Origin of the sequence: Variovorax ureilyticus (assembly GCF_050632185.1) — a bacterium.
In the GTDB taxonomy this organism is placed as follows: Bacteria; Pseudomonadota; Gammaproteobacteria; order Burkholderiales; family Burkholderiaceae_C; genus Variovorax; species Variovorax ureilyticus_A.
Genome location: NZ_CP192579.1, coordinates 1,141,658 through 1,160,140, shown reverse-complemented (window position 1 = coordinate 1,160,140; position 18,483 = coordinate 1,141,658). Strand labels below are relative to the sequence as shown.

Here is an 18,483-nt window from a genome sequence, read left to right as displayed (position 1 = left end):
TACCCTTGGGCGCATGCCGCCCCCCGCCGTACAGGCCCTCTCCCCTTCCTCCAAGACCTCCGTCCGCATCGCCGGCATGCCGGCCGGCCTGGTCGTGCTCGCGCTCGCGCTGCTGCTGGGCATCCAGCCGGTCACGACCGATCTCTACCTGCCCGCACTTCCCGCGCTGACTGCGAGCCTCGGCGCGCAGATGGCGCATGCGCAGCTCACGCTGAGCGCGCTGCTGCTGGCCTTCGGCAGTTCGCAGCTCGTCTTCGGGCCGCTGTCGGATCGCTTCGGCCGGCGCCCGGTGCTGCTGTGGGGGCTGGCCGGCTACGTGATCACGAGCATCGGCGGCGCGGTCGCGCCTTCCATCGAAGTGCTGATCGTGTGGCGCACGCTGCAGGGCGCGGCAATGGGCGCGGCCGTGATGGCGGCACGCGCGATCGTGCGCGACCTCTATCAGCCGGCCGAAGGCGCCCGCGTCATGTCGCGCGCACTGACCGGCCTGGGCGTCATCGCCTGCCTCTGCGCGCCGACGGGCGGGCTGGTCTCCGATCTCTTCGGCTGGCGCTTCGCGCTGCTGGTACCGACCCTGTTCGGCGCGGCCACGCTGGCGCTGATCGCATTTCGCTTCAACGAGACGCTGCCGGCCCGCAACCCGGACGCGCTGCGCTTCGCGACGCTGGCCGGGACCTGGACGATGGTGCTGCGCAACCCGACCTTTATGGCCTTCAGCGCGCTCACGACCGCTGCCTACGGGCTGCTCTTCACCTTCCTGGCTTCGTCCTCCTTCGTCTTCATCCAGGTGCTCGGTCTCAGCAAGACGCAGTACGGGCTCGTGATGCTGTGGAACTCCGTGGCCTACATCGCGGGCACCTTCATCTGCCGCCGCTGGCTCGTGCGTCATGGCGTTCGCGGCAGCGTGTCGCGGGCCGGCGTTCTCACGCTGGCAGGCGGCACCGCGATGGGCGTTCTCTCGCTGGCGGGCGTGCAGTCGGTCGCCGCGATCGTGGGGCCGCTCACGCTCACGATGCTCGCGCACGGCGTGCACCAGCCGTGCGGACAGACAGGCGCGGTCGGTCCCTTTCCCCGGGCGGCGGGCGCGGCATCGGCGCTCAACGGCTTCATCATGATGCTGGCCGCCTTCGGCATCGGCGGCTGGCTCGGTGCGCGCATGGACGGCACCGTGATGCCGCTGACGCTCGGCATGTGGTTCTGGAGCGTCTGCATCGCGCTCGTGGCCTGGACGCTGGTGCGCAAGCATGGAGAGGCGCATGGCCACTGACGGCAGCGCCATGCCGCGTTACGTGGCGCTCGCAGGACCGACCGCATCGGGCAAGACCGCGGCAGCGCTGGCCGTCGCGCGCGTCCGGCCGGTCGAGATCGTCAGCGTCGATTCGGCGCTGGTCTATCGCGGCATGGACATCGGCACCGCCAAGCCGACGGCGCAGGAGCGCGCCGAGGTGCCGCATCACCTGATCGACATCATCGACCCGCGCGACGCCTACAGCGCCGCCGCCTTCGTTCAGGATGCACGACGGCTCATCGCGGAGATCACGGCGCGCGGCCGGCTGCCGCTGCTGGTGGGCGGCACGATGCTCTACTTCAAGGCGCTCGCCGAAGGCATCGACGCGATGCCGGCCGCCGACCCCGACGTCCGCAAGCGACTCGACGCCGAAGCCGCCGTGCTGGGCTGGCCCGCGATGCATGCACGGCTCGCCGAAGTCGATCCGGTCACCGCCGCGCGGCTCGCGCCCAACGACAGCCAGCGCATCCAGCGTGCGCTGGAGGTGTGGCACACCAGCGGGCAGCCGCTGTCGAGCTTCCATGCGGCCGGCAACACCGGTGCGCTCGCAAGCGGATGGCCGCCCGCGGCGCTGATCTCGCTCGAGCCCACCGAACGCGCATGGCTGCATGAACGCATCGCGATGCGCTTCGATGCGATGCTGGCCTCGGGCTTTATCGCCGAGGTGCAGGCCCTGCGCGCACGCGGCGACCTCAACGCCGACCTGCCCTCGATGCGCTGCGTCGGCTACCGGCAGGCCTGGGAGGCGCTGGACGGCGACTGGCCGATGGCCGACCTTCGCGAGCGCGGCATTGCCGCCACGCGCCAGCTCGCCAAGCGGCAGATCACCTGGCTGCGCAGCATGCGCGAGCGGCACGTCATCGCGGCCGAGGCGCCGGATGCGATCGTGCAGGTGGTGCAACAGGCGGCGCGGATCGCATGACGCTGCGCATTACGGAGCTCGCAAAGCACTACGGCGAGGTGCCGGTGTTCGAGCACGTCTCGCTCGAAGTCGCAAGCGGCGAATTCGTGGCGATCGTCGGCGAATCGGGGGTGGGGAAATCGACGCTCCTCAACTGCATGGCCGGCCTCGACCACTGGGACGCCGGCAGCGTGGTGCACGATGGTGTCGACATCGGTTCGCTCGATGCGGAGGCGCGCGCGATCTGGCGGCGCCGGCATGTCGGCTTCGTGTTCCAGGCCTTCCATGTGCTGCCGCACCTCGACGTGTCGCAGAACGTCGCGCTGCCGCTGATGCTGCTCGGAGAACGCGGCGCGGCGGCCGATGAGCGCGTGGCACGGATGCTCGACGCGGTGGGCCTGGCCGGGCTCGGCGATCGTCTGCCGCAGCAGCTCAGCGGCGGCCAGTTGCAGCGCGTTGCGATCGCACGTGCACTGGTGCACCGGCCGTCGCTGCTGCTCGCGGACGAGCCGACCGGCAATCTCGACCCGACCACCGCCGCGCGCGTGCTCGAAGTGCTGCTCGCGCAGACACGCGAGCACGGCGCGTCGCTGATCCTGGTCACGCATTCGGAAGCTGCGGCGGCGCGCGCCGACCGGGTGCTGCATCTGAGCGCCGACGGCGTGCGCTGAGAGCGCGCGCCGCGGGCGGGCTCAATCGTCCAATCCGGCGCCCCCGCCGTCGCGTGCAGGCCGAGCGCGCCAGCCCAGGCGCCCGATCATCCGGATCAGGGCCACGGATCTCGGCGCGTCCCGGACCAGCGGCGGCACCGACAGCGCCATCAGCAGCGCCGCAAGCGGCACCACGCAGACGAAGCCGATGAACTTGAAGCCAACCGCGCCCGCCACCCCGCCGAGCACGAACATGCCGATCAGGCCGCCCGCGAGCTTGAGCCGCGAGCGGTCATGGCGAACCAGCACCGCGCCGTGCGCCTTGCGGCGATTCCAGTAGAGCATCTTGCCGAGCTCCATCCCGAGGTCGGTGATGTTGCCGGTCATGTGCGTGGTGCGCGTGCTGCCGCCCGAGGTCTTGGAGGCCACGGCGTTCTGCAGGCCCATGATGAACGACAGCAGCAGCACCGTGAGCGGCACCGCGAAAGGCGTCGACCAGGTGAGCGTGACCGCACCCATCAGCCCGAACGGGAACATGAGCAGCGCCTCGAGCAGCAGCGGCAGCGCATACACGCTATGCAGCCGGTGCTGGCGCCCCCAGTTGACCAGCATCGCGCACACCGCGGCGCCCGCGACGAAGAACAGGATCGCGCCCAGCGCATTGAGCAGCATCCGGACCTGCCCGAGCACGAGCCCGTCCGCGAGCTGGGAGGTGAAGCCGGTCATGTGCGAGGTGTAGGTGTGCAGCACGAGGAAGCCGCCCGCATTGACCGCGCCCGCATTGAAGGCCAGCAACAGGCCGAGCATCCGGTTCGTCGAAGGCGACCGGTGCCGGATGGTGAGGAATCGAAGCCTGCGCACGTTCGTCTCAGACGCCTGCGCCGCCGAGCAGCGCAGCAAAGCGCCCCAGGTCGACATTGCCACCGCTGACGATCACGCCGACGCGCCTGCCGCGGATCGCCTCGCCCGCCGCACAGGCCCCCGCGAAAGCCAGGCACCCCGTGGGCTCGACCACCATCTTCATCCGCTCGGCAAAGAAGCGCATCGCCTCGACCAGTTGCGCATCGCTCACCGTGACGATGTCATTGACGTCGCGTCGAATGATGCCGAAGGTGTATTCCCCCAGATGCTGCGTCTGAGCGCCGTCGGCGATGGTTTTCGGCGTGTCGATGTGAACGATGCGGCCCTCGCGCAACGAGCGCTGGCCGTCGTTGCCGGCCTCGGGCTCGACGCCGTAGATCGTGCATTGGGGCGACAGTGCGCGCGCCGAAAGCGCCGAGCCGCTGGTCAGGCCGCCGCCGCCGAGGCAGACGTAGAGCACGTCGAGCGGCCCCGCGTCCTCGATCAGCTCCTTCGCTGCCGTGCCCTGCCCCGCGATCACGTCAGGATGGTCGTAGGGCGGCACGAGCGTCATGCCGCGCTCCTGCGCAAGCTTGCGCGTGAGCGCCTCGCGGTCTTCCGTGAAGCGGTCGTACTGCACCACCTCGGCGCCGTAGCCGCGCGTGGCCGCGAGCTTGGCCGCCGGCGCGTCGTTGGGCATCACGATGACCGCCGGCATGCCGAGGATGTTCGCGGCGAGCGCCACCGCCTGCGCATGGTTGCCCGACGAAAACGCGATCACGCCGGCCTTGCGCTGCGCGGCGTCGAACTTCGACAGGGCATTGAACGCGCCGCGGAACTTGAAGGCGCCCATGCGCTGGAAGTTCTCGCACTTGAAGAAGAACTGCGCACCCCAGCGCGCATCGGCGGTACGTGAGCGCAGCACCGGTGTCCGGTGGGCATGGCCATGGATTCGGCCGGCGGCGGCGATGACATCGTCGTAGGTGGGGAGTGCGTGCATTTCGGCCTCTTGGGGACAGCGCTGTCGGACACGACTGACAGACAGCAGGGTTCGAGCGTGCAATTTTTACCGGATGTCCAATCCTCTCATTTGTGGGAACTGCGGAACGCCGAACCGCGCGAACGCGAAATTCTGCATCGGCTGCGCAGGGCGGCTCCCGGGCCTTGCCCCGGCGGGCGGCATTCCGGCACGGATGCCCGCGATGCAGGCCCTCGAACGCGATCGGCCGATCGCCGCATCGCGGCCGGAAGCGTCATCCACCTCGTTCTGGCTGCACCTCGGGCTGGTCGGCCTCACGATGATCCTTGCTTTCGTCGCTTGGTGCATCTACGTATTCCTCGGCCGGCCCGCGCCCTGGATCCCTCCTGCGCCGGCAACCCGAGCGCAAGAACCGGTCCACGTGTCCGTGCCCGTCCCGACGCCTGTGCCCGGTCCGGCTGCCCCGCCCGTGCGGGAAGCGGCCCTCACGGCGGATCGGACCCCGGCGGCTCCCCGTTCCGCGCCGACGCGCACCGCCGCGATACCGCGCACGCGCCGCGATACGCGCGACCTCGACCGTTCGATGCCGATCGAGTACCCGGTGGTCGCCCCCCGCCCCGCCTCGCAGCCGGACCCGGGCCCGCCGATCGTGCCGGGGCCAGGCCCTCAATACAGCTGGACACGCCCCTCCACCACGCGCGTCGCTGGCGATCCCGGCCCGCCCATCGCCGTCGGGCCCGGCCCACGCTACGAGGCGCGGCCGGAAGTGCGCGCGCCGGTCACGGCGGTCATGCCCAGCGGCGACCCGGGGCCGCCGATCGCGATCGGACCGGGCCCGCGGTACGACTACTCGACCCCTTCGGCCCGGGAGCGCTGAAGCGCCTCCGGCCCAGGCTTCCTCGCATTCTTCGGCGCCTGCTGTCGAAATGCCGACTTGCGCGCCGTCATTGCAGTGAGCGATCCTGCTCGGCACATCTTTTTGCGAGGTTTCCATGCAATACATGCTCATGTTCTACCAGCCGGAATCGGAGTTCCTGGAGCGCGACGAGATCTCCAGCCAGGCCTACCGCGCCAGCTGGATGGACTACGTGGGTGCGATCCGCAAGTCCGGCGTCGCGCTCAACGGCCACGGCCTCCATCCGCCGATGACCGGCACCACGCTGCGCATCCGCGGCGACAAGCGGCAGGTGCAGGACGGCCCCTTCGCCGACACCAAGGAGCAGCTCGGCGGCTACTTCGTGATCGACGTCGCCGACCTCGACACCGCGCTCGAGTGGGCCGCGCGCGCCCCTTGCGCGAGCACCGGCGGGGTGGAGGTGCGCCCGGTCTTCACCACGTCCGCGATGTGACGGACACCGCGCGGAACAACGCAAGGACCGCGGCCGAAAGGGCCGCCGAAAAGGCGGCCCGCCAGTCGTACGGCCGTCTGGTCGCCATTCTTTCGGCGCGCACGCGCGATATCGCGGCATCCGAAGACGCGCTCGCCGATGCCTTCGCGCGTGCGCTCGAGCGCTGGCCGGTCGATGGCGTGCCGGACCGGCCCGAGGCCCGGCTGCTCAGCGTCGCGCGCCACCGCACGCTCGATGCGTGGCGGCACAGCCGGGTGCGGGACGAGGCGGCGCAGACCCTTCTCCTGCTGGCCGATCAGGTCGCTGCGGACGCGGGCGGCGCCGAGGCCGTGCCCGACGATCGCCTGCGCCTGCTCTTCGTGTGCGCGCATCCGGCCATCGACGAGGCCGCTCGCGCGCCGCTGATGCTGCAGACGGTGCTCGGCCTCGACGCGGCCCGCATGGCCGGCGCCTTCCTGACCGCGCCGGCCACGCTCGGACAGCGCCTGGTGCGCGCCAAGGCGCGCATCCGGTCCGCAGGCATCCCCTTCGAGTTTCCGCGCGCGCAGGATCTGCCGCAGCGCCTGCAGGACGTGCTCGACGGCATCTACGCCGCCTACGGCACGGGATGGGACGACGTCGATGGTGCGGATGCCAAACAGCGCGGCCTGACGTCCGAAGCCATCGAGCTGGGCCGCATCCTCTGCGAGCTGATGCCGCGTGAGCCCGAGCCCTGGGGGCTTCTGGCGCTGATGCTGTTCTGCGAAAGCCGCGCCGCCGCCCGCCGCAGCGATGCCGGCGACTACGTGCCGCTCGACGAACAGGACACCGCGCTGTGGAACCGCACGCTTCGCGCGCAGGCCGAGCACGCCCTGCACGCCGCCGCGGCCCTGAACAATCCGGGGGCCTTTCAGATGGAGGCCGCGATCCAGTCGGCGCACTGCGCGCGGCGCCTGGGCGCCGACGTGCCGCCCGATGCGCTCGTGGCGCTGTACGACGGTCTCCTGGCGCTGCGGCCGGGACTGGGCGCGCGGGTGAGCCGCGCCTGCGCGCTGGCGAACGCCGCCGGTCCGGCCGAAGGGCTGCGCGCGCTCGACGCCTTCACGCCGGCGCAGATCGCGAACTACCAGCCCTACTGGGCGGCACGCGCGCATCTGCTGGGCGAGACAGGAAACGTGGCCGGAGCACGCGAAGCATACGCACGCGCGGCCGGCCTGAGCACCAGCCCCGCGATCCGGGCCTACCTGATGGCTGCTTCCGGCCGGCTGTGAGCGGCGATCAGCCCGCGCTCCGAAGCCAGGCCGGAAACGCGCGATCGAACTCCTGGGCGGTCACCTCCTGGAGGTGCTCGCAGGTGCTGAGCGGCAGGCCCACGCTGACTTCGCGATGCCAGAGCACCACCCCCGCGAGACGATTGACGAGGATTCGCTCCTCGCGCGGCACCGGGTAGTCGGACACGCTGCTCGGGAGCCGCTCCATGGCGACCCGACGGCGGACCTCGATGGCCATCCAGCCTTTCCGTTGCTTCTTGATACAGATCGATCGGCCCAGCCAGTGCGCCAGATAGAGCTCCCGCAGCGCAAAGGCAGCGATCAGGACAAGCACAGAGGTCAACATGAAATGTCCACCGTAAGTTGTTGAGTCAAAACACTTTGATCGTGGTCGAAAGATAGGCCCGCTGCACCCCGTAGCGCAATACGGCAAAAGTCCTAGACGTTCCATAATCAAACGAGCCGCGTGACTTTTGTCGCGTCAAAACAACCATTCGACGCCGGGGCAGAATGCTTCGCATGTGGGCGCTGCTTTCCACCTTCTCCTTGCAGGAACTGCGCCACCACCCGTGGCGCAACGCGGCGGCGGTTGTCGCGGTGATGCTCGGCGTGGCGCTGGCCTTTTCGGTCCAGCTCATCAACGCCTCGGCGCTCGACGAGTTCTCGAGCGCGGTGCGCTCGGTCAATGGCCAGCCCGATCTCGAACTGCGCGCGGTGCAGGGCAGCTTCGACGAAGGCGTCTTCGCGAAGGTGGCGGCGCATCCGATGGTGTCGCTGGCAAGCCCCGTGCTCGAAGTGCCGACGGTCTCGCTGGCCGGGGGCCGCCAGATTCCGATCCGCGCGGTGGGCGTCGACCCGCTGGTGCTGCCTTCGATCGCACCGGCGCTGATGCCGAAGCCGGCCGAAGGCGGCGAACGCCTTTCGCTGCTGCGGCCCGGCAATGTGTTCCTCAACGCCGCCGCGCGCAAGGCGCTCGGCGAGACGGCTGCAACCGTCCAATTGCGCGTCGGCGGTCAGTGGCTGACGTTGAAAGTCGCCGGCCAGGTGGCCGCCGGCGGCGCGGCGCTCGCGGTGATGGACATCGGCGCGGCGCAGGACCTTTTCAATCGCGGCGGCCAGCTCACGCGCATCGATCTGCGGCTTGCTCCCGGCACCGATCGCGCCGCTTTCATGCGCGCATTGCGCGAATCGCCCGGCTGGCCGCAAGGCATCCAGATCGCGGAGCCCGGCGACGCGGCGGAGCGCGTGAGCAATCTCTCGCGCGCGTACCGCGTCAACCTCACCGTGCTCGCGCTGGTGGCGCTGTTCACCGGGGCCTTCCTGGTCTTCTCGGTCCTCGCGCTCAGCGTGGCGAAGCGCGCGCAGCAATTCGCGCTGCTCGGCGTGCTGGGCCTCACGCCACGCGAGCGGCTGAAGCTGGTGCTGGCCGAATCGCTGGTGCTGGGCCTGATCGGCAGCGCGGCCGGCATCGCGCTCGGGACGGCGCTCGCCGTGTTCGCGCTGAAAGTGCTCGGCGGCGATCTCGGCGGCGGCTATTTCGAGGGCGTCGCACCGACGCTGCGCTGGAGCTGGGGCGCCGCCCTGCTCTACGGTGCGCTCGGCGTGCTCGCTGCGCTGGTCGGCGGCTGGTGGCCGGCGCGCGCGGCGCAGGCGCTGCCCGAGGCGCTGACCCTCAAAGGCCTGGGCACGACGCATGCGCAGCGCGGGGCGCATCGCATCGCGCTGGTGCTGATCGCGGCCGGCGTCGCGCTCGCCGCGGCGCCCGCTGTGTTCGGCATTCCGATCGCCGCGTATCTCTCAGTCGGCTTGCTGCTGGTGGGCGGCATCACGGCGCTGCCGTGGCTCATCGCGTTGCTCTACGACCGGATCGCACCGCTCTTCTCGCGGCGCGTGCTGCCGCTGCTCGCGATCGAACGGGCGCGACGGATGCGCGGCACCGCGGCGGTCGCCGTCAGCGGCGTGGTGGCGAGCCTGAGCCTTGCGGTCGCGCTCACGGTGATGGTGGCCAGCTTCCGCGATTCGGTCACGCGCTGGCTCGATGTGGTGCTGCCGGCCGATCTCTATGTGCGCAGCGCGAGCGGCGGCAGTTCCACGAGCGAGCAGGCCTCGTTCACGCCGGCAACCGTGCAGGCCTTTGCGCAGATCCCCGGCGTGACACGCATCGGCACGCTGCGCACGCGCGCCTTGCTGCTCGACCCGTCCCGGCCCCCGGTCACACTGATCGCCCGCAGCCTCGACGACGGCGCCGACCGCTCGCTGCCCCTGCTCGGCGCGGCGCTGCCGGTGCCCGCGGGCCAGATCGGCGTCTACGTGAGCGAGGCGATGGTCGAGCTCTACGGCGCACGGCCGGGCGCCGTGTTCGAGCCGCTGTCGCGCGCATTCACTTCAACGTCTTCCGCACAGCCGCCCGTCTTCTTCGTCGCCGGCGTGTGGCGCGACTACGTGCGGCAGTTCGGCGCGGTCACGATCGACGCACGCGACTTCGAGCGCCTGACCGGCGACCGCAGCGTCAGCGACGTCGCGCTCTGGCTCACGCCCGGCGCGGATGTGTCGACGGAGACGCAGGCAGTGCGCGACATTGCGGCGCAGCGGCTGGGCCCGGCCGAGCCTATCGAAATCGCATCGGTCGGCCAGATCCGCGCCACCTCGCTGCGCATCTTCGACCGCAGCTTCGCGGTCACCTACTGGCTTCAGGCAGTCGCGATCGGCATCGGCCTGTTCGGCATCGCGGCGAGCTTCAGCGCGCAGGTGCTCGCGCGCCGCAAGGAGTTCGGTCTCCTGGCGCACCTCGGCTTCACGCGAAGGCAGGTGCTGGCGGTTGTCGCGGGCGAAGGCGCGGCATGGACCGCCATCGGCGCGATCGCCGGCCTGGTGCTCGGGCTCGCGGTGTCGGTGGTGCTCGTGCACGTCGTCAATCCGCAAAGCTTCCACTGGACGATGGACCTGCTGGTGCCATGGGTGCGCCTCTTCGCGCTATGTGCTGCGGTGCTCGCAGCAGGCACGCTCACCGCGTGGCTCGCGGGGCGTGCGGCGGCCGGCCACGACGCGGTGATGGCTGTCAAGGAAGACTGGTGAGCCACTGATGAGAATCGTCGGCATGCACGCACCCGCACTCCCGCGCTTGTCGCGACGCTCGCTGATGCTCTGCGCGCTCGCAGCGCCCATGGCCGCCTGGGCGCTGCCGCCGCGAGAGATGCGCTTTCCGCGCGACTTCGGCAGCCACCCCGATCTGAACACCGAGTGGTGGTACATCACCGGCCATGCGCGCTCCGGCGCGCGCGAATTCGGATTCCAGCTCACCTTCTTCCGTTCGCGCGTCGCCGAAACGCAGGACATGCGATCGGAATTCGCCGCGCGCCAGCTGATCTTTGCGCATGCGGCGATCACCGATCTCGAAGGCCGCAAGCTCTGGCACGACCAGCGCATCGCGCGCGCCGGCTTCGGCGTGGCCTCCGCCTCGGAAGAAGACACCGACGTGCGCCTGCGCAACTGGACGCTGCGGCGCCAGGGCAAGAGCTATCTGGCGCGGCTGCCGGCCGAAGGCTTTGCGCTCGACTTGCGTTTCACGCCCACGCAGGCGGTGATGCTGCAGGGCAGCGCCGGACTCTCGCGCAAAGGGCCGCAGCCCGAACAGGCGAGCTACTACTACAGCGAACCGCAACTCGCGACCGAGGGCCGGCTCACCGTGCAGGGCCACGGCTTCGACGTGCGAGGCACCGCGTGGCTCGATCACGAATGGAGCGAGGCCTACCTGCATCCCGAGGCTTCGGGCTGGGACTGGATCGGCATGAACCTCTTCGACGGCAGTGCACTGATGGCCTTCCGCATCCGCCACCGCGACGGCTCGACCCTGTGGGCCGGCGGGTCGATGCGCAGCGCCGACGGGCGCATGCGCGTCTTCGGTCCCGACGAACTCCAGTTCACGCCCGAAGGCCGATGGGTCAGCCCGCGCACGCGCGCCGACTATCCGGCGCGGCTGCGCATCCGCACGCCCATCGGCACGTTCAGCGTGCATCCGCTGCTCGACGATCAGGAGCTCGACAGCCGGGGTTCGACCGGCGCGGTGTACTGGGAGGGATTGAGTGATCTGCGCGACGCGCAGGGGCGGACTGTCGGGCGCGGGTATCTTGAACTCACCGGATATGTGCAGGCGCTGCGCATGTGATGTTGACGGCGTCTAGAGAAACCACCCGGTTCCGTCGAGCGAGATGTCGGCCTTGGTCCGCGGGACGTATTGGTCGAAGAACAGCCGCGACACGAGTTCGCTACGGCTTCGCACACCCAGCTTGTCGAAGCATTTTTTCAGGTGGTCCTCCACCGTGTAGCGGCTGACGAACAGCAGCTTCGCGATCTCCTCGTTGCCGCAGCCCGCGGCGACCAGGCGCGCAACCTCCGCCTCGCGCACCGTGAGTCCATAGGCGCCCGTCAGCACTTGCGCGATCTCATGCGGCCGGCTGGGCTGCAGGATCAGGGAGATCTCGTCCGCCGATGGCGTGGTCGCCTCCGCATGCGCCGTGAGCCAGCGGCCTGCCCGCGTGCGGATGCGCGTCACGGCGTGGCCGTCGCGGGTCGCATTCATCGCGAGTGAATACAGTGCATAGGGCAGCGGTCCGGCGGTGCTGTCGTCGATCTGATCGATCCAGTGACGCGCGCCCGCGCTGGCGTGCCTCACCTGGAGTGCGTCCGTCTGATTGGCCCGCTCCAGCAGGATGAGCGCGGGCGCCCCCGGGTCCGCGTGCGCATGGATCTCGGCCAGCAGCAGCAAGCGGCGCAACGCGCGCGTGAGCGGTTCGTTGATGGCCGCGAGCAATTCGACATCGTTCGCGCCGAAGTCCTCGCGGTCCGCGCTCCGCAGCAGGACCATCGCGGCCCAGGGGCCATGCGGATCGCGGAAGACGGCGCGCAACTCGTGCCGCAACCCCTCCGGCGCAAGGACTTCCCGAAAGCGCACACTGGACTCGACGTGGCCCCGTGTCGCCGTCGACAGCGTGTTGACGGCGGTCTTGCCGCGGGCAAGCTCGGTCAGCTTGTTCACATCCTCGGGTCCGCCGAACTCCAGGGAGAGCAGGCGCTGCCCACCCGCAGGACTGAAGCCATGCTCGTGCACACCGCCGGTCGGCAGCGACGTGGCCGGGTCCAAGGTCATCGCGCACCAGCGGTCCGCGGGCAAGTGCGGCTGCAACGCATGCTGCACGGCATTGAACAGCCCGGCGGGCGTGGACGCCTGCCTGCAGGCGTCGAACACGTGCCGTTGCGCAAGCTCGAATGAGCGGGCTCTCTTTGCCATGCGGGTCATTGTGGCGGCAAGCTGTTGCCGCGCAAAACACCGGAATTCAGGGATGGTGCGGGGGCGTGGGGCTGCGGATCATCCACGCCCATGAACACACACATCACCTCCATTGCCTCACGCACCTCCAGCCTCCTGGGCGAGGTGCTCCGACCCGGGGATGCCGGGTATGACCAGGCGCGCGCTCTCTGGAATGGCGCGATCGACCGCCGCCCGGCTTTCATCGTGCGCTGCCGCAGTGCGCATGAAGTCGCATCGGCCGTGCGGTTCGCCGCCCACCACGACCTGCTGCTGGCCATCAAGGGCGGCGGCCACAGCATTCCAGGCTGGTCCGTCTGCGATGGCGGGCTCATGATCGATCTTTCGCCGATGAAAGCCGTGCACGTCGACGTGCGGCGCCGAATCGCGACTGCCGAGCCCGGGCTGCTGCTGCGGGAGTACGACGCGGCGACGCAGGCGGATGGCCTGGCGTCGCCCGGCGGCGAGATCTCCCACACCGGCGTGGCCGGACTGACGCTGGGCGGCGGCCTGGGCTGGCTCTCGCGCAAGTACGGCCTGGCCTGCGACAACCTCATCGAAGCCGAAGTCGTACTGGCCGACGGTTCGATCACCGTGGCCAACGAGCAGCAAAACACCGAGCTGTTCTGGGCCCTGCGCGGAGGGGGCGGCAATTTCGGCGTGGTCACGAAGTTCAGCTTCCGCCTGCATTCCGTCGCGCCCTTGTACGCCGGCTTCGTGATGTACCCGGCCGAGCAGGCACTGGAGGTGCTCGCGCACTATGAGCAGCTCACACGCGCAGCGCCCGACGAACTCTCGCTGATGACGGCGCTGGTGAGCGCACCCCCGGCGCCCTTCGTGCCACCGTCGCTGCACTTCCAGCCGGTTGTCGCGATCGCGGGCTGCTACGTGGGGCCGGTCGAAGAAGGCCAAGGAGTGCTGCAGGCCGTGCGCGATTTCGGCAATCCGGCCGTGGACACGTTCGGCATCCAGCCGTACACGGCCATCCAGCAGTGGTTCGACGCGGGCGTGCCGCATGGACTGCACTATCACTGCCGCTCGGAGTGGCTCAACCCGCTGGAGAGCGGCGCCCTGCGCGCACTGGCCAAGGCGGCGGCGGCACGCACATCTCCGCTGTCGCAGGTCCTGGTGCGGCACATGGGCGGCGCCACCGCGCGCGTGGACCCATCGGCGACCGCATTCCGCTTTCGCAACGTGCGCCACATCCTCACGGTGGCGGCAGCCTGGGAACCCGCCGACGCGAACGCGGAAGAACACCGCCAGTGGTGCCGCGATGCGTGGGCCGGGCTGCGCCCGTGGTCGGCGGGCGGCAGCTATGTGAACCACCTCACCGAGGAAGGCGCGGAACGCACGCGCGAGGCCTATGGGCCGGATACCTGGGAACGCCTGGTAGCCGCCAAGCGCCGGTACGACCCGACCAATCTCTTCCGGATGAACCAGAACATCGATCCTGCGATCGGGCGCCAACGCGCGCTCGCCTGATCAACGGCCAGAGGCTTTGCACTTCTGGGCGACCCTTCACGAAGCGCGCAGCTTCGCCGAGGCCGCTGCAGATCGTGGCTCGGCCATGCGCGTGAGCACCAGCCAGGCAAACAGCACGACGCCGATGCCGACGACCACCGATGCGATGCCGATCACAGGCTCGGCGGCCTCCACCCCCTTGAGCCGGGCCGTCAGCGCGACCAGCATCACCGGCACACCGGTGTTGTGCAGCCAGAACTGCCATGCGGCCGCGCGGCCCTCGGTGATGGCCGGGTAGGCCAGGCCGATCAGGCCGAACAGGGCCATGGTCACCCAGCCAAGCAGGTTGATGTGCGCGTGCACGGCCATCAACGTGTGGTCGCCGGAGGCGCCCATCACGATGCCCAGTGCGACGGCAACGACGAAATAGACGACGGCCACACGGAACCACGCGCGGCTGCGAGCGTTGTCTGTCATCTTGTTCTCCTTGTCTGAAGGCGGCCGCTCAGGCCACCGCCTCGGCTTGCGGAGCCTGCTGGGTCTGCAGCTGCTGCAGGATCGCGGCGAGGTCGAGCCACACGTTCTCGCGCTTGATCTTGCCGTCGGGCGCCATGTCGAACACGTGCAGCAGCCGGAAGGCGATCCGCCGGCCATCACCCGGAATGCCGAAAGGCGTTCCGGGCGCGGTGCCCTCCCACAGGCTCTCGTCGACGACGAAGTCCGGCCCGTAATAGCGCCGCAGCGTGGTCACTTTTTCGCCGGACAGGTCGGCGAACAGCGCATCGTAGAAGCCGCGCGCCGCCTGCTGGCCGTTCAGCGGCCCGGTGGGCGAGCCGACCACGTCGTGCTCGACGTCGTCGACCATGGTGCTGAGCACACCATCGACATCGTTCTCCGCCTCGAAGCGGAAGTGGCGATCGATCATGCGATCGAACTGTTCTTTGGTCATTGCGTTCATGGGGACTCCTCTTTCTTGCGGGTTGAAGAAACTATAATGAGACATCAGAGTTGTCATGAGACATGTGTTTCATTATTTGCCATGAATACCAAATCGTCAAGCGCGCAACTGCGTGATGCCGCCGACGGCGAAGGCCGCGCCAATCAAAAGCGACGCACGCGGCGCGCGCTCATCGAGGCGGCGCTCGCGCTGTGCGAAGGTGGCCGCACGCCCAGCTTTGCCGAGGTGGCCGCCCACGCCATGGTGTCGCGTGCGACCGCGTACCGCTACTACTCTTCAGTGGAGGAACTGATCAGCGACGCGATGTTCGAGCACGCGGTGCAGCCGCTTCAGACCCTGTTCCGACCGGGGAAGATGATCCGGTCGAGGCCATCGGCCGCGCGGCGCGCACGCTCAACGGGCTGCTGCTCGGCGACGAGGTCGGCCTGCACGTGGTGGAACGCTCGTTCATGTCGGCGTGGCTGGACAACGCGCCGCAGGCGCGACCGCCGCGCCCGGCCCGCCGCATGCAATACATCGCGCCGATCGTCGAGGCGCTGAAGGACCAGTTGCCGTCCGCCGCGCGCAAGCGGCTGGCAGCCGCGCTGGCGCTGACCATGGGCACCGAGGCCGCGCTCTCCCTGCACGACGTGGCGGGCACCGACACCGAGCAGTCGCTGGCAGTGAGCGCCTGGGCCGCGCAGGCGCTGGTGCGGCAGGCGCTGGCCGAGGCAAGCGATGCCCGGGAGGCGCGAGAGGAGCGCGAAGGGCGAGGAACGCCGGAGAAGCGCTCGCGGCGCGGCGCGACTGGCCACGCCTGAGGGTAGGATCGTCGGGCCACAACTCCCACGCACATCCATGTCCGATTTCCCCGAAGACATCTACACCGAGCCCTCCGACCTCGACGCCGACACGCTCGCCAATCTGGGCCCGCTGCGCCGCATGGCGGGGCTGTGGCGCGGAGAAAAGGGCGTGGACGTCAAGCCCAAGGCGCAAGGCCCGAAGACGCAGGTCTACGTCGAGCACTACGAGCTGCAGCCCATCGACCCGCAGACCAACGGCCCGCAGGTCTTCTACGGGCTGCGCTATCACACCTTCATCCACAAGCCGGGGCTCACCAAGATGTACCACGACCAGGTCGGCTACTGGCTCTGGGAGCCCGCGACCGGCACGGTGCTGCATACGCTCGCGATTCCGCGCGGCCAGATCGCGATGGCGACCGGCCATGCGACCGCCGATGCGGATCGCTTCGAGCTCAGTGCCGTGCGCGGCAGCCTGACCCACGGCATCGTGTCCAACCCGTTCCTCGAGCACGCCTTCACCACCACCGATTGGCGCATTGAAGTCGAGTTCAACGCCGACGGCACGTGGACCTACCGGCAGGACACGGTGCTGCAGATCCGCGGGCAGGCCGAGCCCTTCCACCACACCGACAAGAACACGCTGGCGAAGGTAGGCGAGCCGTCGCCGAATCCGCTGGCCTCGGCTGCGATGCGGTAGTTCCCACGTTTACAGCGGCCAGAGTGGCGGCGTCGTCGTCACCCCTTGGCCATCCCGCGCCTGCGATCCATGAACGCGATGATCTCGCCCATCACGCCGCGCCGGAAGGCGAGCACGCAGATCACGAAGATCAGGCCCGTCACGATCGTGACCGACTCGCCGAGCGTGTCGAACCATTCGACGGTCGTGATGCGCGCCAGCAAGTGGCCGAGTTCGCCGATCTTGTTCTCGAGCAGCACCACCACCGCCGAGCCAACGAGCGGCCCGGAGAGCGTGCCGAGGCCGCCGACCAGTGTCATGAGGATGACCTGGCCCGACGCACTCCAGTGCACATCCGACAGCGTCGCGAAGCCCAGGACCAGCGTCTTGAGCGAACCCGCGAGGCCCGAGAGCGCCGCCGAGATCACGAACGCAAGCAGCTTGAAGCGGCTCACGTCATAGCCCAGCGAAATCGCGCGCGGCTCGTTTTCCTTGATGCCCTTGAGCACCTGGCCGAACGGCGAATGGATGGTCCGCACGATGAGCAGGAAGGCCGCGACGACGATGACCAGCGTGACGTAGTACATCGTGAGGTCGCTCTGCAGGTCGACGACACCGAAGAGCTTGCCGCGCGGCACACCCTGCAGGCCGTCCTCGCCGCCGGTGAACTTGGCCTGCAGCGCGACGAAAAACACCATCTGCGCGAGCGCCAGCGTGATCATCGCGAAGTAGATGCCCTGCCGACGGATGGCGAGCACACCAAAGATCCAGCCCAGCAGCGCACCGGTGAGCGTGCCGAGGATGAGGCCGACCTCGGGCGTCACGCCCCACACCTTCATCGCCTGGCCGGCGATGTAGGCGGAGCCGCCGAGGAAGGCCGCGTGGCCGAAGGACAGCAGTCCCGTGTAGCCGAGCAGCAGGTTGAAGGCCGAGGCGAACAGCGCGAAGCACATCAGCTTCATGACGAACACCGGGTAGGCGCCGGCGAACGGCGCAACGATCAGCGCCAGCAGGAGCAGCGCATAGACGAGAGGGGTTATTTTTTGCATGTGGCTCTGTGCGTGGAGGCCGCCGCGCACGGCCGCCCGAAGCGGCCGGCCTGCCCCCGGTCGGGGGTTGGCGAAGCGACACGAAGTGCGCGCAGCCTGGGGGCGAGCTTCATCTTTCTTTTCCGAACAGGCCGGCGGGACGGATCAGGAGGACGATCACCATGATCACGAACACGACGGTGGACGAGGCCTCCGGGTAGAACACCTTGGTCAGCCCTTCGATGACGCCGAGGCCGAGGCCGGTGAGGATCGCGCCCATGATCGAGCCCATGCCGCCGATCACCACCACCGCGAACACCACGATGATGAGGTTCTGGCCCATGAGCGGCGACACCTGGATCACCGGCGCGGCGAGCACGCCGGCGAAGGCGGCGAGCGCGACGCCGAAGCCGTAGGTGAGCGTGATCATCAGCGGCACGTTGACGCCGAAGGCCTCGACGAGCCGCGGGTTCTCGGTGCCGGCGCGCAGGTAGGCGCCGATACGGGTCTTCTCGATCATGAACCAGGTCGCGAAGCACACCACGAGCGAGGCGACAACGACCCACGCGCGGTAGTTGGGCAGGATCATGAAGCCGAGGTCGGTCGCGCTCGCGAGGACGTCGGGCGTGTCGTAAGGCAAGCCCGAGACGCCGTAGATGGAACGGAACACACCTTCGATCAGCAGCGTGAGCCCCAGCGTGAGCAGCAGGCCGTAGAGATGGTCGAGCTTGTAGATCCACCGCAGCAGCAGCCGCTCAATGACGATGCCGAACAAACCGACGAGCACCGGCGCGACGATCAACATCACCCAGTAGTTGACGTTGAAGTAGTTCATCGCCATCCAGGTCGACACCGCGCCCAGCATGAACAGCGCGCCGTGCGCGAAGTTGATGACGTTGAGCAGGCCGAAGATGACCGCGAGCCCGAGGCTCAGGATGGCGTAGAACGACCCGTTGACCAGCCCCAGCAGGAGCTGGCTCAACAGGGCAGGAAGAGAAATGCTCATGGGCTGGCGA

The 18,483-nt window shown here is 69.1% G+C and carries 20 protein-coding genes; 11 read left to right on the top strand and 9 right to left on the bottom strand.

Annotation, left to right across the window (positions count from 1 at the left end):
- The first annotated feature begins 13 nt into the window (after positions 1 to 13).
- Genes ACQ858_RS05695 through ACQ858_RS05685 form a run of 3 tightly spaced genes read left to right on the top strand, consistent with a single transcriptional unit; the run spans position 14 to position 2,860 of the window.
- Positions 14 to 1,267 (top strand): multidrug effflux MFS transporter, encoded by a 1,254-nt coding sequence (locus ACQ858_RS05695; RefSeq protein WP_431275789.1) that lies wholly within the window; start codon positions 14 to 16, stop codon positions 1,265 to 1,267.
- Complete coding sequence (gene miaA, locus ACQ858_RS05690) at positions 1,257 to 2,210, top strand: tRNA (adenosine(37)-N6)-dimethylallyltransferase MiaA (RefSeq protein WP_431275788.1); 954 nt, start codon at positions 1,257 to 1,259, stop codon at positions 2,208 to 2,210. The genes ACQ858_RS05695 and miaA overlap by 11 nt, the downstream gene beginning before the upstream one ends.
- Positions 2,207 to 2,860: an ABC transporter ATP-binding protein gene (locus tag ACQ858_RS05685; RefSeq protein ID WP_431275787.1), complete on the top strand. Its 654-nt coding sequence runs from the start codon at positions 2,207 to 2,209 to the stop codon at positions 2,858 to 2,860. Before miaA ends, ACQ858_RS05685 begins: the two co-directional genes overlap by 4 nt.
- A gap of 21 nt (positions 2,861 to 2,881) precedes the next feature.
- Here ACQ858_RS05685 and ACQ858_RS05680 read toward each other — a convergent pair whose 3' ends face one another.
- Both ACQ858_RS05680 and ACQ858_RS05675 read right to left on the bottom strand, forming a co-directional pair.
- Positions 2,882 to 3,700 carry a YoaK family protein gene (locus ACQ858_RS05680; RefSeq protein ID WP_431275786.1) on the bottom strand — a complete coding sequence of 273 codons (819 nt, stop codon included), beginning with the start codon at positions 3,698 to 3,700 and terminating at the stop codon, positions 2,882 to 2,884.
- Positions 3,701 to 3,707: 7 nt separating this feature from the next.
- Positions 3,708 to 4,679 carry a threo-3-hydroxy-L-aspartate ammonia-lyase gene (locus tag ACQ858_RS05675; protein ID WP_431275785.1) on the bottom strand — a complete coding sequence of 324 codons (972 nt, stop codon included), beginning with the start codon at positions 4,677 to 4,679 and terminating at the stop codon, positions 3,708 to 3,710.
- A 73-nt stretch (positions 4,680 to 4,752) separates the two neighbouring features.
- Between ACQ858_RS05675 and ACQ858_RS05670 the strand changes: the two genes are divergently transcribed.
- The 3 genes from ACQ858_RS05670 to ACQ858_RS05660 all read left to right on the top strand — a co-directional run bounded on the left by ACQ858_RS05670 (position 4,753) and on the right by ACQ858_RS05660 (position 7,257).
- Complete coding sequence (locus tag ACQ858_RS05670; protein WP_431275784.1) at positions 4,753 to 5,535, top strand: zinc ribbon domain-containing protein; 783 nt, start codon at positions 4,753 to 4,755, stop codon at positions 5,533 to 5,535.
- Between the two features lie 115 nt (positions 5,536 to 5,650).
- Positions 5,651 to 6,007: a YciI family protein gene (locus ACQ858_RS05665; protein ID WP_431275783.1), complete on the top strand. Its 357-nt coding sequence runs from the start codon at positions 5,651 to 5,653 to the stop codon at positions 6,005 to 6,007.
- On the top strand, positions 6,004 to 7,257 hold the full coding sequence (locus ACQ858_RS05660) for an RNA polymerase sigma factor (RefSeq protein WP_431275782.1): 1,254 nt from the start codon (positions 6,004 to 6,006) through the stop codon (positions 7,255 to 7,257). Before ACQ858_RS05665 ends, ACQ858_RS05660 begins: the two co-directional genes overlap by 4 nt.
- 7 nt (positions 7,258 to 7,264) lie before the next feature.
- Here ACQ858_RS05660 and ACQ858_RS05655 read toward each other — a convergent pair whose 3' ends face one another.
- Positions 7,265 to 7,603, bottom strand: a complete 339-nt coding sequence (locus ACQ858_RS05655; protein WP_431275781.1) for a hypothetical protein — start codon at positions 7,601 to 7,603, stop codon at positions 7,265 to 7,267.
- Positions 7,604 to 7,776: 173 nt separating this feature from the next.
- Here ACQ858_RS05655 and ACQ858_RS05650 point away from each other — a divergent pair, with 173 nt between their 5' ends.
- Together ACQ858_RS05650 and ACQ858_RS05645 are read left to right on the top strand one after the other, a co-directional pair.
- Positions 7,777 to 10,332 carry an FtsX-like permease family protein gene (locus tag ACQ858_RS05650; protein WP_431275780.1) on the top strand — a complete coding sequence of 852 codons (2,556 nt, stop codon included), beginning with the start codon at positions 7,777 to 7,779 and terminating at the stop codon, positions 10,330 to 10,332.
- A gap of 7 nt (positions 10,333 to 10,339) precedes the next feature.
- Entirely contained in the window at positions 10,340 to 11,422 is a 1,083-nt protein-coding gene (locus tag ACQ858_RS05645; protein ID WP_431275779.1) for a lipocalin-like domain-containing protein, read from the top strand.
- A 12-nt stretch (positions 11,423 to 11,434) separates the two neighbouring features.
- On the opposite strand, the gene ACQ858_RS05640 is transcribed toward ACQ858_RS05645, so the two are convergent.
- Entirely contained in the window at positions 11,435 to 12,544 is a 1,110-nt protein-coding gene (locus ACQ858_RS05640) for a LuxR C-terminal-related transcriptional regulator (RefSeq protein WP_431275778.1), read from the bottom strand.
- A gap of 90 nt (positions 12,545 to 12,634) precedes the next feature.
- Between ACQ858_RS05640 and ACQ858_RS05635 the strand changes: the two genes are divergently transcribed.
- The gene (locus ACQ858_RS05635) at positions 12,635 to 14,044 is read left to right on the top strand and encodes an FAD-binding oxidoreductase (protein WP_431275777.1); all 1,410 of its coding nucleotides are present in this window, start codon (positions 12,635 to 12,637) and stop codon (positions 14,042 to 14,044) included.
- A 36-nt stretch (positions 14,045 to 14,080) separates the two neighbouring features.
- Here ACQ858_RS05635 and ACQ858_RS05630 read toward each other — a convergent pair whose 3' ends face one another.
- From ACQ858_RS05630 to ACQ858_RS05620, 3 genes are all read right to left on the bottom strand, one after another.
- On the bottom strand, positions 14,081 to 14,500 hold the full coding sequence (locus tag ACQ858_RS05630; protein WP_431275776.1) for a hypothetical protein: 420 nt from the start codon (positions 14,498 to 14,500) through the stop codon (positions 14,081 to 14,083).
- A gap of 28 nt (positions 14,501 to 14,528) precedes the next feature.
- Positions 14,529 to 14,981 (bottom strand): ester cyclase, encoded by a 453-nt coding sequence (locus ACQ858_RS05625; RefSeq protein ID WP_431275775.1) that lies wholly within the window; start codon positions 14,979 to 14,981, stop codon positions 14,529 to 14,531.
- Between the two features lie 96 nt (positions 14,982 to 15,077).
- Positions 15,078 to 15,218, bottom strand: coding sequence for a hypothetical protein (locus tag ACQ858_RS05620; protein ID WP_431275774.1), 141 nt, complete (start codon positions 15,216 to 15,218; stop codon positions 15,078 to 15,080).
- 197 nt (positions 15,219 to 15,415) lie between these two features.
- Here ACQ858_RS05620 and ACQ858_RS05615 point away from each other — a divergent pair, with 197 nt between their 5' ends.
- Positions 15,416 to 15,781 (top strand): hypothetical protein, encoded by a 366-nt coding sequence (locus tag ACQ858_RS05615; protein WP_431275773.1) that lies wholly within the window; start codon positions 15,416 to 15,418, stop codon positions 15,779 to 15,781.
- 37 nt (positions 15,782 to 15,818) lie between these two features.
- Entirely contained in the window at positions 15,819 to 16,460 is a 642-nt protein-coding gene (locus tag ACQ858_RS05610) for an FABP family protein (protein WP_431275772.1), read from the top strand.
- A gap of 38 nt (positions 16,461 to 16,498) precedes the next feature.
- Here ACQ858_RS05610 and ACQ858_RS05605 read toward each other — a convergent pair whose 3' ends face one another.
- On the bottom strand, positions 16,499 to 17,488 hold the full coding sequence (locus ACQ858_RS05605; protein ID WP_431275771.1) for a branched-chain amino acid ABC transporter permease: 990 nt from the start codon (positions 17,486 to 17,488) through the stop codon (positions 16,499 to 16,501).
- Between the two features lie 109 nt (positions 17,489 to 17,597).
- Positions 17,598 to 18,473: a branched-chain amino acid ABC transporter permease gene (locus ACQ858_RS05600; RefSeq protein WP_431275770.1), complete on the bottom strand. Its 876-nt coding sequence runs from the start codon at positions 18,471 to 18,473 to the stop codon at positions 17,598 to 17,600.
- Positions 18,474 to 18,483: the final 10 nt, after the last annotated feature.